We start from the raw sequence: 17,076 nt of genomic DNA, 5'->3' as shown, positions 1-17,076 counted from the left end.
TTGGTTCTTACCTACAATGCTGTGATCCCTTAGGTTCTGAACTGTTAATCCGTTTGGAATGCGCGCAGTATTGCGACCGAAGCCTGTTCTATTTCTTGCAAGACGCGTTCGGGTATTTCGTAGGAGACTTATTATGAAAGCTGCTTTGTTTGCGTTGGGGTTCTTGGCCTTGCCTGCCTGGGCAGACGACGCGCCGTCAGGATGGGCCGTTTATCCAACGCAGAAATCCTACGAGGACCTGCTGACAGACACAAAAGCCGCCGTGAAGGAAAACGGGTTGATCCTGGTCACTCAGGCCGGGCCGACACAGGCTGCCGCAGCACGTGGGATCACCATTCCCGGCAACCGGGTCATTGGTGTCTTTAACAATGATTACGCGGTACGCGTTCTTGAAACGTCAGTGAACGCGATGATCGAGGCCCCGATCCGGTTCTATGTGACAGAAAACCCCGATGGCACCGCCACTTTGTCCTACAAGACACCCAGCTTTGTTTTTTCACCCTATCTGCTGGAAGGCGGCGAACCGTTGCGAAACATCGCGGCTGATCTGGATACAAAGTTTCAGTCCATAGCCGAAACCGCAGTCAAATAGTCACACTGGCGTGATCCGCCTTGCGTCCGGGGCCGTCCTCCGCAATCTGCTTTGAAACATATTTTCGGAGCACGACTGATGCAGGACCTTTCGCCCCGCGCTGCGGACCTTCTGGCCGAACGTCTTTATGAGGCCGGGTGCCGCCACGCCTTTGGCATGCCGGGCGGCGAAGTCCTGACACTGGTGGACGCGCTGGAACAGGCCGGGATCACCTTTCACCTGACCAAACACGAAAACGCAGCAGGATTCATGGCTGAGGCTGTGCATCACCGCGACGGCGCGCCTGCAATTCTTGTCGCAACACTCGGCCCCGGAGCGATGAACGGGATCAATGTGGTTGCCAACGCCTTGCAGGACAGGGTGCCCATGATCGTTCTGACCGGGTGCGTCGACGCGGATGAGGCGCTGACCTATACCCATCAGGTCATGGATCACGCGCAGGTCTATCACTCGATCACCAAGGGGACCTTTACGCTCACCGCAAAGGGCGCGGATATCATTGCGGACAAGGCCGTCTCGCTGGCCAACCAGCCCCGCCCCGGTCCGGTGCATATTGATGTGCCCATCTCGGTCGCGGATACACGCGTATCGGGCGTAAAACGCCGCCGACTTACCAAACCCGGTGCGGTCGCGCCCGAAGGGAATTGCATTGAGAAAGCCCGCCGCTGGGTCACCGAGGCCGAACGCCCCATTGCCATTGTCGGGCTTGATGTTCTTTACGATGACTCGCGCAACGTCGTGCAGGCGTTTCTGGAACATTTCGACATTCCATTCGTCACCACCTACAAGGCCAAGGGCGTCGTCCCCGAAGATCACCCCCTGTGCTTGGGTGGCGCGGGTCTGTCACCGTTGGCCGACAAGCATCTGGTGCCGTTGGTTGAACAGGCTGATCTGGTTTTGTGTCTGGGCTATGACCCAATCGAAATGCGCCCCGGCTGGCGCGAGATTTGGGACCCAGATGAAAAGCGGGTCATTGATATCTCGGCCGTGGTTAATGACCACTACATGCATCAGGCCGGGTTGAATTTGGTGGCCGATACAGGCGCGACACTTGAAGCGATTGCCAAGGGCAACCCCGCCCGCAAAACCTGGCCCGGCGGTGAACCGGACAAGGTCAAGTCTACATTGTTACAGGCCTTTCCGGCTGATGATGAGTGGGGACCGGCAGCCGTTATCGCTGAAACACGCGCTGCACTGCCACCGGAAACACTAGCCACGGCAGATAGCGGGGCCCATCGAATCCTTCTCAGCCAGATGTGGGAATGTTCCGAGGAACGCGGGTTGATCCAATCTTCGGCCCTTTGCACGATGGGGTGCGCCGTGCCGATGGCGATCGGTCTAAAACTGGCAGAGCCCGACCGCCCCGTGATCAGCTTTTCGGGGGACGCCGGATTCCTGATGGTCGCCGGAGAGCTTTCGACCGCCGCCGAAATGGGCGGTAACCCCATTTTTCTGATCTTCGTGGACGCAAGCCTTGCCCTGATCGAGTTGAAACAGCGGCAACGTCAGATGGGAAACAAAGGTGTGGACTTCGACCGACACGATTTTGCGGCAATGGGCCGCGCATTTGGCGGCAGCGGCCACACGGTTCGCACACGTTCCGAATTGCGCGCAGCACTGGACGCGGCGATGAAATCTGACACATTCACTGTGATTGCCGCAGAAATTGACCGTGGAGGCTATGATGGCCGTATCTGAAGGCCCGCTGAAAGGCGTAAAGGTATTGGACCTGTCCCGCATCCTTGCAGGGCCGACTTGCACTCAGCTTCTGGGGGATCTGGGCGCCAACGTGATCAAGATCGAAAACCCAGCAACCAAGGGCGACGACACGCGCCAATGGGGGCCGCCCTATGTGGCGGACGCCGATGGAAACCCCTCGGACCTGAGCGCGTATTTCATGTCGGCCAACCGCAACAAGAAATCCGTCGCCATAGACATCGCAACAGCCGAGGGTCAGGCCGAGATCAAAAGACTGGCCTCATATGCGGATATCCTGATCGAGAACTTCAAACCCGGGGGGCTGGCAAAATACGGCTTGGATTACAAGGCGTTGTCCAAAGATCTTCCCGGCCTCGTCTATTGTTCCATTTCGGGTTATGGGCAGACGGGCCCCAATTCGTCAAAACCCGGCTATGACCTAATGGCGCAAGGCTACGGCGGCATCATGTCCCTGACAGGTGATCCCGAGGGCGCTCCGATGAAAGTGGGTGTGGGCATCGCGGATGTCATGTGCGGGATGTACGCAACTGTTGGCATTCTGGCCGCGCTGCGTCACCGAGACTTAACCGGAGAAGGCCAGCAGATCGACCTTGCGCTTGTGGATGCTCAGATTGCGTGGCTGATCAATGAAGGGGTCAACTACCTGACCTCTGGCGACGTTCCGCAGCGGCGCGGAAACGGCCACCCAAATATCGTGCCTTATGATGTCTATGAAACGTCAGACGGCCACGTCATTCTGGCAGTCGGGAATGACAGCCAGTTCAGGCGTTTCTGCGACTTTGTCGAGCGCCCCGAACTGGCCGATGACGCGAGGTTTGCCACGAACCCTTCGCGTCTTGAAAACCGGGATGCGCTGAACGCAATACTTCGCCCCGCCGTTCGATCCCTTGATACTGAAACGGTGATATCCGAGCTTGAAAACCGCAAAGTGCCCGTCGGCCCCGTGCAGACAATGGATCAGGTTTTTGACACCGAACAGGTCGCGGCGCGGCAAATGCAGATTGCAATGCAGGCCGATCCAGCCGAAGTGAAACTGATCGGAAATCCGCTCAATTTCTCGCGCACGCCGGTTACATATCGTGCCGCTCCCCCGGTCTTTGGGGCGGACACACAGGATGTTCTGAACGCTGAAAATCCGTTCAAAGATTGAAACAGAACGCCGAATTAGGCGGCATGTTGCTGAAACATGCCGTTGAATCGGCGGTTTTTTTCACGTTTTAGGCACACAGCCTTTCACCAATTCGAGAGGTTGGTCGATACTGATACGACGCCGCTAGAGTCTCTGGTAAGTCGAATAGAGCAACATATTCAAAACTGGATCGGACCACGAGCATGAAACAAGACGTTTTCGGACAGATGAACACTCTGAGCCACCCGACAAGCGTCGAAGCATGGAACGGGGTGCTGCTAGGATTTATGGCGCACGCGGCGGTCACCCCGCAGCACCTGGTCGCTGTCCTGGAACTTGAGCCCGACTTTGCGCTGGGTCACGCGGTCAAAGGCTTGTTCATGGTCCTCTTGGGGCGGCGCGAGATGATGCCTGTTGCAACCGACGCGCTGTTCTCTGCAAAAGCCGCGATGGAGCGTCAGCCAGTCACAGACCGCGAACGTCTGTATGTTGATGCATTGGAGCTTTACCTGTCCGATCTGCCTTCGCACGCTGTGCAGAAGTTCGAGGACATCCTGCGCGCGCATCCGCAAGATACGCTTGCAATGAAGCTCAGCCATGCCACCCGGTTTGTTTTAGGTGACTCCGCCGGGATGCGCCGATCCATCGAAAGAGTGATGCCCGCGTATGAACCTGATCACGCGGGGCGCGGCTATCTGCTGGGCTGCCACTCTTTCGCGCTGGAAGAAACGGGCGCCTATGAAAAAGCCGAGATCGCAGGTCGTCAGGCCTTGTGGATGGCCTCCGACGATGCATGGGGCCTGCACGCCGTCGCACATGTGCATGAGATGACAGGCAATGCACAACTGGGTCTGGACTGGTTGGCCGGACGCGAGGACGCCTGGACCCATTGCAACAACTTCCGCTACCACGTCTGGTGGCACAAGGCGCTGATGCATCTGGATTTGGGTCAGGTCGATCAGGTGATGGAGTTGTATGACAACTATATCCGTCAGGACAAAACCGACGACTACCGCGACATCTCGAACGCCACCTCTCTGCTATCCCGGCTTGAGCTTGAGGGCGTCAATGTTGGCAACCGCTGGGAAGAACTGGCCGATCTCAGCGCCGCGCGCACCGAGGATGGTTGCCTGATCTTCGCCGATCTGCACTATTTGCTGGCCCTCACTGGCGACAAGCGCCCCGAGGCCACCGGCAAGATGCTGCAACGCATCCAGAAAGACGCCCAGCGCAATCAGGGTGACACCCCGATCCGCATGTCCGATCCGGGGATCGCGGCGGCCAAGGGGCTGGAAGCCTTCGGCGAGGGGCTTTATGGTCAAGCCTTTGATTTCCTGTCCAATGCACGTGACGGAATGCAACTGGCAGGTGGCAGTCACGCGCAACGTGATGTATTCGAGCGCATCACAATTGATTCCGGCCTGCGCGCCGGGCGTCTAGATGCAGTCGAGCGCATTCTGGATGACCGCCGCGCAAAACGGGCCGGTGGCGAGGACAATTACGCCCTTGCGCGCCGCGCACTGATCGACGCGGCCCGCGATGATCGGGATGCACAAAGCGTTCCGGCTGAATAACAAAAACAAAAGACCAAAGAAGGACAGAACACGTATGGCGACAGCATCGCCCGCTTCTGATTTTGCGCCTGTGGCGGCCAAAGCAGCCGCCCCTGCCCGCGTGCGCGACCCGCGCCTGGATTTCTATCGCGGCATCGCGATGTTTATCATCCTGATCGCCCATATCCCAAACGACCCCTGGGCCAAGTGGATTCCCGCGCGGTTCGGGTTCTCGGACGCAACCGAGATTTTTGTGTTCTGCTCGGGCATGGCCTCGGCCATCGCATTTGGCGGTGCTTTTTTGCGCAAAGGCTGGTGGATGGGCACGGCGCGTGTCGCCTTCCGCATCTGGCAGGTATACTGGGCGCATATCTGCCTGTTCTTCTTCGTGGCCATGTCGATGGCTGCACTGGATCAGACCGGGCTTTTCGAGAAAACCTACATCTCGTCCCTGAACCTGCAGCATTTCTTCAATGACCCGGCCCCGCAAATGGTAGGGTTGTTCACGCTGACTTACGTGCCGAACTACTTTGACATTCTGCCGATGTATCTAGTGGTTCTGGCCCTTATGCCCGTGTTCATGGGCTTGTATCGGGTTGGATTTTGGGCCGTTGCCGCCACGTCCATAGCGATCTGGCTCATTGCACAGACGGGTGCGCTGGCCCTGCCCGCCGAACCGTGGTCGGAACGGGAGTGGTTTTTCAACCCCTTTGGATGGCAGTTGCTGTTCTTCACTGGCTTTGCCTTCATGCGAGGCTGGATTCCTGCCCCGCCTGTGTCGAAAACGTTGATCTGGGCAGCGGCGCTATTCCTGATCCTGTCAATGCCTTTCGGGTCCTGGAAAGTGTTTATGTGGATCAATGCGGCAGCCCCTGACCTTGCCAACGAAATCCGCAAAGTCTGGCCCGTCACCAAGGAATTCCGCGACAAAACGGAATTCGGCCTCTTCCGTTACATTCACTTCCTGTCGCTAGCCTATCTGGGCTGGGTCGTCGCCGGTGAGCATGGTCACCGCCTGATCGCGACCGGGCACGGAGCTGCCGCGCGGGTCTGGCAGTTCCTGTTGACCGTCATCACCAAAGTTGGGCAGCAGTCACTGGCTGTCTTTGTATTTTCAATGGCAGCAGCACGACTTATCGGCGTCGGACTGGACCTGAGTGGGCGGGATGTTGCCAGCGTGTTTGCCGCAAACATGATTGGCTTTGCCATGATCATCGGCGTCGCTTACACGGCCGCCTGGTTTAAGTCACAACCTTGGAAGTCGAAAAAATGAATTTCACACGTCGCGCATTTCTGGCCTCAACCTCGGCGCTTGCAATCGCCCCGGCGACCTTTGCGGTAGGTGGTGAAGTTCCATTTCAGCGCGAAGACGTGATCGCGCTTGCCCGCGATCTGGCCAGTCGGCCATTTGCGGAACGGGAAATGGTCCCGCAGGAATGGCAGGACCTGACCTATCAGCAATACCGCTCGATCCGGTTCCGTCTAGATCGCGCGCTGTGGTACGAAACCGAAACGCCGTTTAACGTCGATTTCTTCACACCCGGCCTTTACTTCCCCCGCACTGTCAAAGTGGCCACGGTCGAGGATGGCATGGCCACGCCGGTCGCTTTTGACCTGTCGATGTTCGACAAGTCCGAAGACGTGCCACAACTGCCCATCGACGATACGCTGGGCTTTTCTGGCCTGCGCCTGCGGACCGAAATGCACCGCCCCGGCGAGACAGACGAGTTCTGCGTCTGGCAAGGGGCCAGCTATTTTCGCGCCATTGGCCTGCACGAGGTTTACGGCCTGTCCGCGCGTGGCCTTGCCCTGAAAACCGGCGACCCGGACGGCGAGGAGTTCCCGGAATTCATCCGCTTTTGGCTGGAACGCCCTGAACCCGGCCAGCGCAACATGGTTGTGCACGCCCTGATGGACAGCCCCAGCCTGACCGGTGCCTATCGGTTCAACGTCACCGCCGGTGCGGATTGCGTGATGGATGTCGAAGCTACGCTGTTCCCGCGCGAGGACCTGACTCATGTAGGGATCGCACCGGGCACGTCGATGTTCCTGTTCGATCAAACCAACCACAGCCGCTTTGACGACTTCCGCCCCGCCGTCCACGACAGCGACGGGCTATTGATCCGCAACGGCGCCGGCGAGGTACTGTGGCGGCCATTGGCCAACCCTACCCGTTTGCAGATTTCCTCTTTCGTCGACATGAACCCGCGTGGTTTCGGCCTGATGCAGCGCAAGCGGGAATTCTCGGACTATGCCGATCTTGAGGCCAATTACCACAAACGTCCCAGCCTGTGGGTTGAACCAAACGGCGACTGGGGCAAGGGCACGGTGACGCTGGTTGAAATTCCGGCCGATCAAGAGATTTATGACAACATCGTAGCCTATTGGCGGCCAATGGAGCCGTACACGGCAGGCAGTCAGGTCGACCTGTCCTATCGCCTGATCTGGGGCGAAGAACCACAGCGGACCCCAATGCCGCGCGTGATCAACACGGCGATGGGGGACAACACCTTTGGCGACGGACGTCTGGCTGTCATCGACTTTGAGCCAAGCGAGTTGTTCGATGATCCCGAGGCGATGACCATCTTCGTGGACTCGCCCCATGCCGAAACCTCGGATGGTGTATTGCAGCGTAACCCCGATACGGGTGGGTTGCGGCTGGCATTCTCGTTCCAACCCGGTGAACGCAACCACGTCGAACTGCGTGCGCAATTGATGAAAGACAAACAACCGGCCTCAGAGGTCTGGCTGTACCGTTGGACCATATGAGCAGCGATTTGCATATCATGCCGCCTGAGACCCCTTTGGCGATGCTAGCGCAGAATTTCCGCGCAGGGTTCCGCGATGCACAAGTCCCGGGCGGCCAGCGTCCTTCGGCTGGCTTCTGGCGTGCGCTTGTGTTCTCGCCCGCAATGGTTGCGACGCTGGGCTTGCTATGGGTGATGGCGGACTGGTTTGCGGCCGAAGGGATCAATCTGGTGGAAGGTATCCTTCTAACCCTAATTTCCTTTAATTTCTTCTGGATCGCTTTCACGGTCTGCACTGTATTGCTGGGCATGGTGTCGCTGTCCCGGCAAGAACCGCCGCAACGGCAAGATCGCGCGCAGCCGCTGCGCGTTGCTCTGCTGATGCCTGTCTATAACGAGGTTCCGTGGAATGTTCTGGGGAATGCCCGGACGATGCTGGAAGACCTGCGCGCGCAAGGTGGTCAGCATCACTATGGCATGTTCATCTTGTCCGACACCCGCGATCCCGAAATTGCCGCGCAGGAACAAGCCAGTATCGAAGCGTTGCGCACCACGCTCGCGCCGGGGTTGGAACTCTATTACCGTCGGCGTGAACAGAACACGGACCGCAAGGTCGGAAACATTGCCGATTGGGTCAGTCGCTGGGGTGCTGATTGGGACGCGATGCTGGTGCTGGACGCAGACAGCCTGATGACGGGCCAGGCAATCCTGCGCCTGACCGACTCGTTGGCGCGCGACCCCGGCGCGGGCCTGATCCAGAGCTATCCTCAATTGATCGGCGCGCAGTCGGTTTTTGCCCGCATGCAGCAATTCGCCAATGGGGTTTACGGTATCGCCTTTGCCGAAGGGCTGGCCCGCTGGTGCGGGCAAGAGGGCAACTATTGGGGTCACAACGCCATTATCCGCACCAAGGCTTTTGCCAATTGTGCGGGTCTGCCAAAACTACGGACGCTCAGCGGTCAGGAAAAGCTGATCATGAGCCACGACTTCGTCGAGGCTGGGCTAATGCGCCGCGCCGGATGGGGCGTGCGGTTCCTGCCGCGCATCCGTGGATCTTACGAAGAAACCCCGCCGACGCTGATTGATCACGCATTGCGGGACAGGCGCTGGTGCCAGGGCAACCTGCAGCACCTGAAATTGTTGGATTCTGCCGGGTTCCGGGCCGTATCGCGGTTCCACATGTTCCACGGTGCTGTTGGATACCTGATGTCACCGCTTTGGTTCGCGTTACTGGTCATGTGGGCGCTTATCGGTCAGGGCGAAGACGCGTCGGTTCTGCATTATTTCAGCCCCGATAACCCTCTGTTCCCGCAGTGGCCTGAAATGTCGGAAACCCGTCACGTCCTGATTATCTTGGTCATGTACGCCATGCTACTGGCCCCCAAAGTGCTTGGCGTTCTGGCACTGCCCCTAAGCGGTATGCGCTATTCCGAGTTTGGTGGCGGTTCCAAGTTCCTGACCTCTTTTCTGGCCGAGGTGGTCCTGTCCATCCTCTATGCTCCGATCCTTATGGTGCAGCAGATGATCGCCGTTTTCCGTACAGCGTTTGGTGTGCAAAAAGGCTGGTCCCCACAGGCGCGCGATGGCGGCAGCTATGGGTTGCGTACATTGATCCTGTGCCATGCGCTGGAAACCATCAGCGGCGTCGCCCTGAGTGTTGGCATTCTGTCGGGCCTCGTGTCGATCTGGCTGGCTCCAATTGCCATTAGCCTGGCGTTTGCCATTCCGTTATCGGCGCTCAGCGGTGTTTCATCTGCACCCGCGCGCCGTATGGTCGGTATGAAAGAGGACATTCAGGAACCCGCAATCACCCGGTCGGCCCGTCGACACCGGGATGAATTGAAGCGTCTGATCGAGGGCAAGGGCGTCATGACACCTGCCGAGTAATGGGCTTTGATCAGCCTCCCGGCAGGCCTTCATACCAATCAACCATCATATCGGACCACCCCTTTGGCACATTGTGCCCCCCGGGGAAAAGCGCGAATTCCAACGCGCTGCCATCGGCGCAACCACTCCAGTGACGGCGCATGAATTGGCCGGTTGTGGAAAAACCGGTTGGCTTGGTGTCTGCGCATTCGTTGGCTACGCGCCATATTTCCAACCCGGCAAAAATATCGCCCTGATGAAAGCGGCCTCCACCAAGGATGCGGCCTTCCAGCGGGACGACATTGTCGGTCCAGCCATGCGTGTGAAACAGGCGCACCGCTCCCTCGCAGCTTTGGGGATGGGGCCGCCAAAACCCGCCGGATACCGGCACATAGGCCGAGAATGTCTCGGGCGCGGCGCATGCCAGATAGTAGACCATGAAGGCCCCGGCCGAAAACCCACCCAGAACCACGCGGTCGGCATCAACACCAAACCGGTCCGAGGCGTCCTGCACCACTTCGGTCAGGAATGCGGTCTCGTCCCTGCCTTCCCATCCGGGGAAAAAATTCCAGCTTTGGCGTCCGTTTCGCTCTGACCCTTCGGGGGCCATGACCGCATAGCCTCGGGCCAGTAGAGGGTCGACCATCCTACGGTTTTTCAAAGTCCCCGTTGCGGTGCCGCCATAGCCGTGCAGAAAAACCACCAGCGGCGGGTTTTCGGCCTGTGGCAGTTCGATGTGGTACTCACCCGAGGCCGTTTCGCACATCCCGTCCTGATCAGCACAGGCGGCAAGGCCGGTCTGACCCGCAAGCGAAAGGCCAAGTGCCAATGTCACCGTTCGGATCATAGCTATTCCTTTTCGTAGTCAACCAAAGGCAGGCCCGTACGCAGCCAGCCCGGACCCGCAGCGGACCCAAGCATACCTTCGGGAACGTCGATAATTTTCTCAAACCCGGCCTCACTTAGGCGGTTACTCAGCCGGGCTGACCGGACACCACGCGCGCAGATCAAAGCGATTGCCGTGGTCTTGTCGCCGTCGGTCAATTGATCCAACACCTCGACAAAATCCTCCCGGCGCATGTCCAGCGTTGCCGCCCCTTCTCCGACGCCTGTCGCCGCCCATTCCCGTGGCGTGCGGATATCAAGCAACAATATCTCACCTGATACAGCCTGTTGGTGCGCGTCCCGAACCCCAAGCTGCCCACCCGCGTAAACAGGAGGGATCAGCCGGTATTCGCGGACCGCCAACCCTATTGCCACGACGCCGACCGTGCCAAGCACGACCCATCTGCGTGTTCTAGCTGTTTCACCTGCCACGTCGCATACTCCTAAACCGGCAAGACGGGTTTATCACAGTCCCAGTTTCAATTCCGCGCCGAAAATAGACGCGCCAATCAAGATCGCGTCATTTTCCCGCACAAAACTTCGCCCTGAATGCAGGGGTAGGACAAAGTGCAAAACTTGCAATAGCTGGACAGTCGGAAATATTTCCTTACAAAATCAGTACTAATTTTGACCGCCCAGACCGGAGTATCGCACTTGTCCCTATTCCTCATCGCGGCCCTTCCCTTTCTCGGCGCTGTGTTTCCAGCCCTTCTTATCAGGGCGGGACGAAACGCAGCTGCATCCGCCGCGGGGCTGACCACGTTTCTGGCCTTGATGGGTTTGCTCATCCACATCCCGTCGGTCATGCGGGGGGATGTCGTGACCGCTCGGTTTGATTGGATTCCCAGCCTTGGGCTGAACGCCAATTTCATGCTGGACGGTCTTGGTTTTCTGTTTGCCCTGCTGATCCTGGGCATCGGTCTGCTGATCATTCTCTACGCCCGGTTCTACCTGTCACGCGAAGATCCGATGGGGCAGTTCTACACGTACCTGCTGCTGTTTCAGGGCGCGATGGTCGGTATCGTTTTGTCGGACAACATCCTTCTTCTACTTATTTTCTGGGAACTTACGTCGCTGAGCTCATTCTTACTGATCGGCTATTGGAAACACCTTCCCGAAGGGCGCCAAGGGGCCAGAATGGCACTGGCGGTAACGGGGTCAGGCGGGCTCGCCATGATCGCGGGGATGCTGATCCTTGGCAATATCGTCGGCTCCTACGACCTGAGCGTCATTCTTCAGAACAAAGAACTGATCCAGTCGTCGCCGCACTATCTGCCTGCGCTGATCCTGATCCTGTTGGGGTGTTTCACCAAGTCGGCCCAATTCCCGTTTCACTTCTGGTTGCCCCATGCGATGGCTGCACCGACACCGGTTTCGGCTTACCTGCACTCTGCCACAATGGTGAAGGCCGGGCTTTTCCTGATGGCGCGAATGTGGCCGGTTCTGGCCGGAACAGATGCGTGGTTCTATATTGTCGCGACAACAGGGTTGGTCACGATGCTGATCGGTGCCTGCATCGCTCTGTTCAAAGATGACCTGAAGGCGCTGCTGGCGTTTTCAACGGTGTCACATCTGGGGCTGGTGACGATGTTGCTGGGCTTTGGCACCAAGTTCGCAGCCGTCGCAGCCGTGTTCCACATCATCAACCACGCGACCTTCAAGGCCGCGCTATTCATGACCGCAGGCATTGTCGATCACGAGACGGGAACCCGCGACATCAAGCGGCTTGGCGGTCTGCGAAAGCTTATGCCGATAACCTTCACCATCGGAGCGATTGCAGCACTGTCAATGGCAGGGCTACCGCCCCTGAACGGCTTCTTGTCCAAGGAGATGATGCTGGAAGAAACCGTTCACACCACTTGGTTGAACTCACACTACCTGGTGCCGGGTCTTGCTTTGCTGGCGGCGCTGTTTTCTGCCGCATATTCATTCCGCTTCGTCAGCCATGTGTTTCTTGGCCCACAGCGGAGCGATTACCCGGCCCATCCACATGATCCTCCGGTCGGGCTATGGCTGGCCCCGGCTTTCCTTGTGGTGCTTGTTGTGCTGATTGGCCTGTATTCTGCGGCCATTGTAGGGCCACTGGTCGCCGTTGTATCCAGCGCGGTGATTGGTGGCGAGAAACTGCCCTACTACTCGCTAAAGCTGTGGCACGGCTTTACGCCTGCGCTTTACATGTCCGTTGTTGCAACGCTGGGCGGTCTGTTCCTGCTGGCCCTTCACCGCCGGGGCGAGCAGCTTTGGAACGCCCTTCCCCGCCCCGAGGCCAAAGCGATCTTTGACTATGTCATTGGCGCATTCACGGTGTTCAGCAGGTGGGTCACAGACGCGCTGCATAATGGTGTGATCAGCCGGTACGCCATAATCCTGATCGCCTTCACGCTCGGACTGGGATACTATGCGTATTCGACCGGGTCGCTGGGGGTCGCGACACGCGAAGCCCTGCCTGCGCCACTCATTCCGTTCATCGGTTGGATCTGTCTGGTGGGTGCGACGCTGGCGATTATGTGGTTCCACCGTAACCGGTTGCTGTCGCTGGTCCTGATTGGAGTCGTTGGACTGATCGTTTCAATGGCGTTCAACTACCTCTCGGCTCCGGATTTGGCCCTGACGCAGATCTCGGTCGAAGTGGTGACCATGATCCTTCTGCTGCTGTCGCTGAACTTTCTGCCTACGGATACACCATGGGACAGCAGCGCAACGCGGCGTTGGCGGGACGCGGCTATTTCAGTCGTCGCAGGGCTGGGTACTGGCGCGTTGATCTATGCGCTCATGCTGCGTGACTTTGCGTTTCCAACCATTTCCGAGTTCCACCTTGCCAACTCGTACAAAGGAGGCGGAGGCACCAACGTCGTCAACGTGATTCTGGTCGACTTCCGGGGTTTTGATACCTTTGGTGAAATCATTGTGCTGGGGATTGCTGCCCTGATCATCTTTGCGCTGACAGAATCCGTATTGGGGACGAATGTCCGCAGCTATCTGCTGAACCGCAAACCGCACTGGCCACAATCGGGTGATTTACACCCTCTCATGATGGTGGTCGTGACGCGCATGATGATGCCAATTGCGTTGATGGTGGGGGCCTATATCTTTTTCCGCGGCCACAACCAGCCCGGAGGCGGCTTTATCGCCGGACTGATCGTCGCCATCGCCTACCTGATGCAATACATGGCCAGCGGATACACTTGGGCCATTGAACGGCAGCGGTTCTATTATCACGGCACAATCGGCTGGGGTGTCCTGATCGCAGCCGCAACGGGTCTGGGTGCGTGGTTCAACGAACGCCCCTTCCTGACCAGCGACTTCGGCTATCTGCACTGGCCACCGCTGGAAGAGTTCGAATGGGCCACGGCGATGCTTTTCGACACAGGCGTTTTCCTGGCGGTTCTGGGCGCTGTCATGCTGGCTTTGGACAGTCTGTCACGGTTTGCCTGGCAGCCCGGAATGGCGCAGGAATTCCCGATGGATATCAACCCGCTGCGGGATAATCCCCCGGAAGAAGAACAAGAAAAGGAGCAAGCCTGATGGAAGCGCTTGTCGCCTCAGCCGTTGGCATCATGACCGCCGCCGGGATTTTCCTGATCCTGCGCCGTAGAACCTTTCCGGTTATTCTGGGCCTGTCCTTGCTGACCTACGCCGTGAATGTATTCCTGTTCGCCACCGGACGGCTGGCGCTGAACGCTCCTGCTGTCCTGAACAAATACGAAGACGTTCCCTATACCGATCCGCTGCCACAGGCGCTGGTTCTGACGGCCATCGTGATCTCGTTCGGGATGACGGCGGTGATCGTCATGATCTCATTGTCGGCGTACCTGTCGTCCAGAGATGACCACATCGACATGACCGCGCAAGACAGCGTGGATGCGCCGGGAGAAGACGCATGAACCACTGGATCGTAGCGCCGGTCGTCCTTCCTGCGATTCTGGCCCCGTTTATTATCATGGTCCTGCGGTATCATCTGGACCTGCAACGCATCTTCTCGGTCGCCGGGGTTGTTGGTCTGCTGGGGATTGCCCTGACCATTACTGCACAGGCGGCGGGAGGAGACATTCAGGTTTATGAACTGGGCGACTGGCCCGCGCCGTTCGGTATTGTTCTGGTTCTGGACCGACTGTCGGCCATGATGGTACTGCTGACCGCCCTGCTGGCGCTGCCGATTGTGCTGTATGCCATCGCCTCGGGCTGGGACGACCGGGGCAAACATTTCCATGCCTTGTTCCACTTTCAATTGATGGGTGTGTGCGGCGCATTCCTGACTGGCGACGCCTTCAACCTGTTTGTTTTCTTCGAGGTTCTGCTGATCGCCTCTTACGGCCTGATGACCCATGGCGGCGGGGCGGTGCGTCTGAAGGCAGGCGTGCAATACGTCGCTTATAACCTGCTGGGATCAACCCTGTTCCTGTTCGCACTGGGAACGCTTTATGCTGTGACCGGTACGCTAAACATGGCGGACATGGCTGTACGCGTGGCCGAGCTACCGGCCGACGACACGGCCCTGCTGCGGGTCGGCGCGGTGCTGTTGCTGTTGGTGTTCTGTATCAAGGCCGCGGTATTGCCTCTGCATTTCTGGCTACCCGCCAGCTACGCGAACGCCCCTCTGCCTGTCGCAGCACTGTTTGCCATCATGACCAAGGTCGGGGCCTATTCGATCCTGCGGATGTACACGCTGGGCTTCGGCCCCGAGGTAGAAGCGACGCAAGGACTGGTAGGCGCATGGCTACAACCGGCTGCTCTGGTGACGCTTGCGGTGGGCACGATCGGCATCCTTGGCGCGCAGCATATCGCGCGGATGGTGGCCTTTTGCGCCATCGCATCGATGGGAACGCTGCTGGTTGCCATTTCGCTGTTCACAGAAACCGCTACAACTGCGGCGCTGTACTATATCTACCATTCGACCCTAGCGACCGCCCTGCTGTTCCTGGTAGCGGATCTGGTGATGGAACGTCGTGGCGGAGCGATTGCCCCCACGCGCCCAATGCCGCAGAGCGGGTTGATTTCAGCCCTGTTCTTTGTCGGGGCCATCGCGTTGGCAGGGATGCCGCCGCTATCCGGCTTTGTCGGCAAATTGTTGGTTCTGGACGCCGCGCGGGATGCACGGGACGCAAACGCAATCTGGGCCGTAATCCTGATCGGCTCATTCGTCACGATTGTCGGGCTGGCGCGGGCCGGGTCGCTGATCTTTTGGAAAAGTCATGGCGCCCAGCACAACCCAGAAGCGGACCAAGAAAACGAAGACGGGGTTGACGCAGTTCCGGCGCCAGAACCGCAACCCGGTCTTGCCTTCACTGCCGTCTTTACGCTTGTTCTTGGCCTTGTCATGCTGACGTTATTCGCTGGTCCTGCATTGCAATACGCCAGCAGCACGGCCCAGCAGTTGTTTACCCCGGAAGACTATATCTCAGCCGTTTTGGGAGGCGAAGAATGATAAGACTCCTGCACCGGATATTTCCGCACCCTCATCTGACGTTTCTTTTGACGGTTGTGTGGGTTCTGCTGGCGAACGAACCTTCGCTGAACTCGTTGGTCTTCGGCCTGATTTTAGGGATCATCATCCCATTCGTCACGCAACCCTACTGGCCGGATCGCCCGAAACTGCGGAATTGGCCTATGGTCGTAGAGTATATTCTGGTCGTACTTTGGGATATCGTCGTGGCCAATGTCACCGTCGCCCGGATCATCCTGTTCAAACGCGATGCAGACCGCCAACCCAATTGGATCAGCGTACCGCTGGAACTACGCACGCCCGAGGCCATAACCGTTCTGGCCGGCACCATTACAATGACACCGGGCACGGTCAGCAGCGATCTGTCAGCGCAAGGTCATTGCCTTTTGGTTCATTGCCTGGACGCCCCCGACCCCGATGCGGTGCGGGATCAAATCAAGCAGCGCTATGAACGCCGGCTCAAGGAGATTTTCGAATGATCGACTACGCCATCTGGTTTGCCTTTGCGTGCTTCGGAACCGCCATCATGATGTGCCTTTGGCGGATCATCACAGCAGACGGCGTCGGCACCCGTGTGCTGGCGTTGGATACGATGGTGATCAACACCATCGCCCTTCTGATCCTGTATGGCTTATCCCTGGGGACCGAGATCTTTTTCGAATCCGCCATGATCATTGCCATGCTGGGCTTCGTCTCAACCGTGGCTTACGCGCGTTTCATGTTGCGCGGCAATATTATCGAGTGAGGGCGGCATGGCATTCATTTTCGAGTTTTTGATCGCCTTCTTTCTAGTCGTCTCGGGGATTTTCGGGTTCGTGGGCTCTTACGGGATGATCAAACTGAAAGACCCGATGTCGCGCCTTCATGCGCCGACCAAAGCTACGACTCTGGGGGTGGGCGGCGTTCTTGTGGCTTCGATCATCCACTCAGTTCTGATTGAAAATCATCTGTCCCTGCATGAGCTGCTGATCACGTTGTTCTTGTTCCTGACAGCCCCGATCACGGCCCTGTTCATTGCAAAGTGGCACATTCACCGCCATGAAAAACCCGAGAACCTGCCAGACGCGGGCGAGGACGGGCTTTGGGCCACCCACGCCGTCGAACAGGTCGAAGACGTACCGGACCATACGGCGAACTAGCGA

The 17,076-nt window shown here is 58.3% G+C and carries 15 protein-coding genes; 13 read left to right on the top strand and 2 right to left on the bottom strand.

Annotated elements, in window-relative coordinates:
* The first annotated feature begins 133 nt into the window (after positions 1–133).
* From ACT2B1_RS07275 to mdoH, 7 genes are all read left to right on the top strand, one after another.
* Positions 134–592 carry a DUF302 domain-containing protein gene (locus ACT2B1_RS07275; RefSeq protein WP_481668852.1) on the top strand — a complete coding sequence of 153 codons (459 nt, stop codon included), beginning with the start codon at positions 134–136 and terminating at the stop codon, positions 590–592.
* 78 nt (positions 593–670) lie between these two features.
* Complete coding sequence (locus ACT2B1_RS07270; RefSeq protein WP_481668851.1) at positions 671–2,290, top strand: thiamine pyrophosphate-binding protein; 1,620 nt, start codon at positions 671–673, stop codon at positions 2,288–2,290.
* The gene (locus ACT2B1_RS07265) at positions 2,277–3,461 is read left to right on the top strand and encodes a CaiB/BaiF CoA transferase family protein (protein WP_171240050.1); all 1,185 of its coding nucleotides are present in this window, start codon (positions 2,277–2,279) and stop codon (positions 3,459–3,461) included. The genes ACT2B1_RS07270 and ACT2B1_RS07265 overlap by 14 nt, the downstream gene beginning before the upstream one ends.
* 182 nt (positions 3,462–3,643) lie before the next feature.
* Entirely contained in the window at positions 3,644–5,014 is a 1,371-nt protein-coding gene (locus tag ACT2B1_RS07260) for a tetratricopeptide repeat protein (RefSeq protein WP_481668850.1), read from the top strand.
* A gap of 34 nt (positions 5,015–5,048) precedes the next feature.
* Positions 5,049–6,266, top strand: coding sequence for an OpgC family protein (locus ACT2B1_RS07255; protein ID WP_481668849.1), 1,218 nt, complete (start codon positions 5,049–5,051; stop codon positions 6,264–6,266).
* Positions 6,263–7,762, top strand: coding sequence for an OpgD/OpgG family glucan biosynthesis protein (locus tag ACT2B1_RS07250; protein WP_481668848.1), 1,500 nt, complete (start codon positions 6,263–6,265; stop codon positions 7,760–7,762). Before ACT2B1_RS07255 ends, ACT2B1_RS07250 begins: the two co-directional genes overlap by 4 nt.
* Positions 7,759–9,627 carry a glucans biosynthesis glucosyltransferase MdoH gene (gene mdoH, locus ACT2B1_RS07245; protein ID WP_481668847.1) on the top strand — a complete coding sequence of 623 codons (1,869 nt, stop codon included), beginning with the start codon at positions 7,759–7,761 and terminating at the stop codon, positions 9,625–9,627. The genes ACT2B1_RS07250 and mdoH overlap by 4 nt, the downstream gene beginning before the upstream one ends.
* A 10-nt stretch (positions 9,628–9,637) precedes the next feature.
* On the opposite strand, the gene ACT2B1_RS07240 is transcribed toward mdoH, so the two are convergent.
* Both ACT2B1_RS07240 and ACT2B1_RS07235 read right to left on the bottom strand, forming a co-directional pair.
* The gene (locus tag ACT2B1_RS07240) at positions 9,638–10,453 is read right to left on the bottom strand and encodes a CE1 family esterase (RefSeq protein ID WP_481668846.1); all 816 of its coding nucleotides are present in this window, start codon (positions 10,451–10,453) and stop codon (positions 9,638–9,640) included.
* A 2-nt stretch (positions 10,454–10,455) separates the two neighbouring features.
* Positions 10,456–10,923, bottom strand: a complete 468-nt coding sequence (locus ACT2B1_RS07235; RefSeq protein ID WP_481668845.1) for a rhodanese-like domain-containing protein — start codon at positions 10,921–10,923, stop codon at positions 10,456–10,458.
* 222 nt (positions 10,924–11,145) lie between these two features.
* Between ACT2B1_RS07235 and ACT2B1_RS07230 the strand changes: the two genes are divergently transcribed.
* The 6 genes from ACT2B1_RS07230 to ACT2B1_RS07205 are packed head-to-tail and all read left to right on the top strand — an operon-like array spanning position 11,146 to position 17,073.
* The gene (locus ACT2B1_RS07230) at positions 11,146–14,016 is read left to right on the top strand and encodes a monovalent cation/H+ antiporter subunit A (RefSeq protein ID WP_481668844.1); all 2,871 of its coding nucleotides are present in this window, start codon (positions 11,146–11,148) and stop codon (positions 14,014–14,016) included.
* Complete coding sequence (locus ACT2B1_RS07225) at positions 14,016–14,375, top strand: Na+/H+ antiporter subunit C (RefSeq protein ID WP_171122017.1); 360 nt, start codon at positions 14,016–14,018, stop codon at positions 14,373–14,375. The genes ACT2B1_RS07230 and ACT2B1_RS07225 overlap by 1 nt, the downstream gene beginning before the upstream one ends.
* On the top strand, positions 14,372–15,916 hold the full coding sequence (locus ACT2B1_RS07220; RefSeq protein ID WP_481668843.1) for a monovalent cation/H+ antiporter subunit D: 1,545 nt from the start codon (positions 14,372–14,374) through the stop codon (positions 15,914–15,916). The genes ACT2B1_RS07225 and ACT2B1_RS07220 overlap by 4 nt, the downstream gene beginning before the upstream one ends.
* On the top strand, positions 15,913–16,413 hold the full coding sequence (locus ACT2B1_RS07215; protein ID WP_174834509.1) for a Na+/H+ antiporter subunit E: 501 nt from the start codon (positions 15,913–15,915) through the stop codon (positions 16,411–16,413). Before ACT2B1_RS07220 ends, ACT2B1_RS07215 begins: the two co-directional genes overlap by 4 nt.
* Positions 16,410–16,679, top strand: coding sequence for a K+/H+ antiporter subunit F (locus tag ACT2B1_RS07210; RefSeq protein ID WP_171122015.1), 270 nt, complete (start codon positions 16,410–16,412; stop codon positions 16,677–16,679). The genes ACT2B1_RS07215 and ACT2B1_RS07210 overlap by 4 nt, the downstream gene beginning before the upstream one ends.
* 7 nt (positions 16,680–16,686) lie before the next feature.
* On the top strand, positions 16,687–17,073 hold the full coding sequence (locus tag ACT2B1_RS07205) for a Na+/H+ antiporter subunit G (RefSeq protein ID WP_171122014.1): 387 nt from the start codon (positions 16,687–16,689) through the stop codon (positions 17,071–17,073).
* Positions 17,074–17,076: the final 3 nt, after the last annotated feature.

The sequence above is a fragment of the Ruegeria sp. S263 genome (genome assembly GCF_056780525.1).
This window is presented reverse-complemented; position numbering and strand designations above follow the sequence as displayed.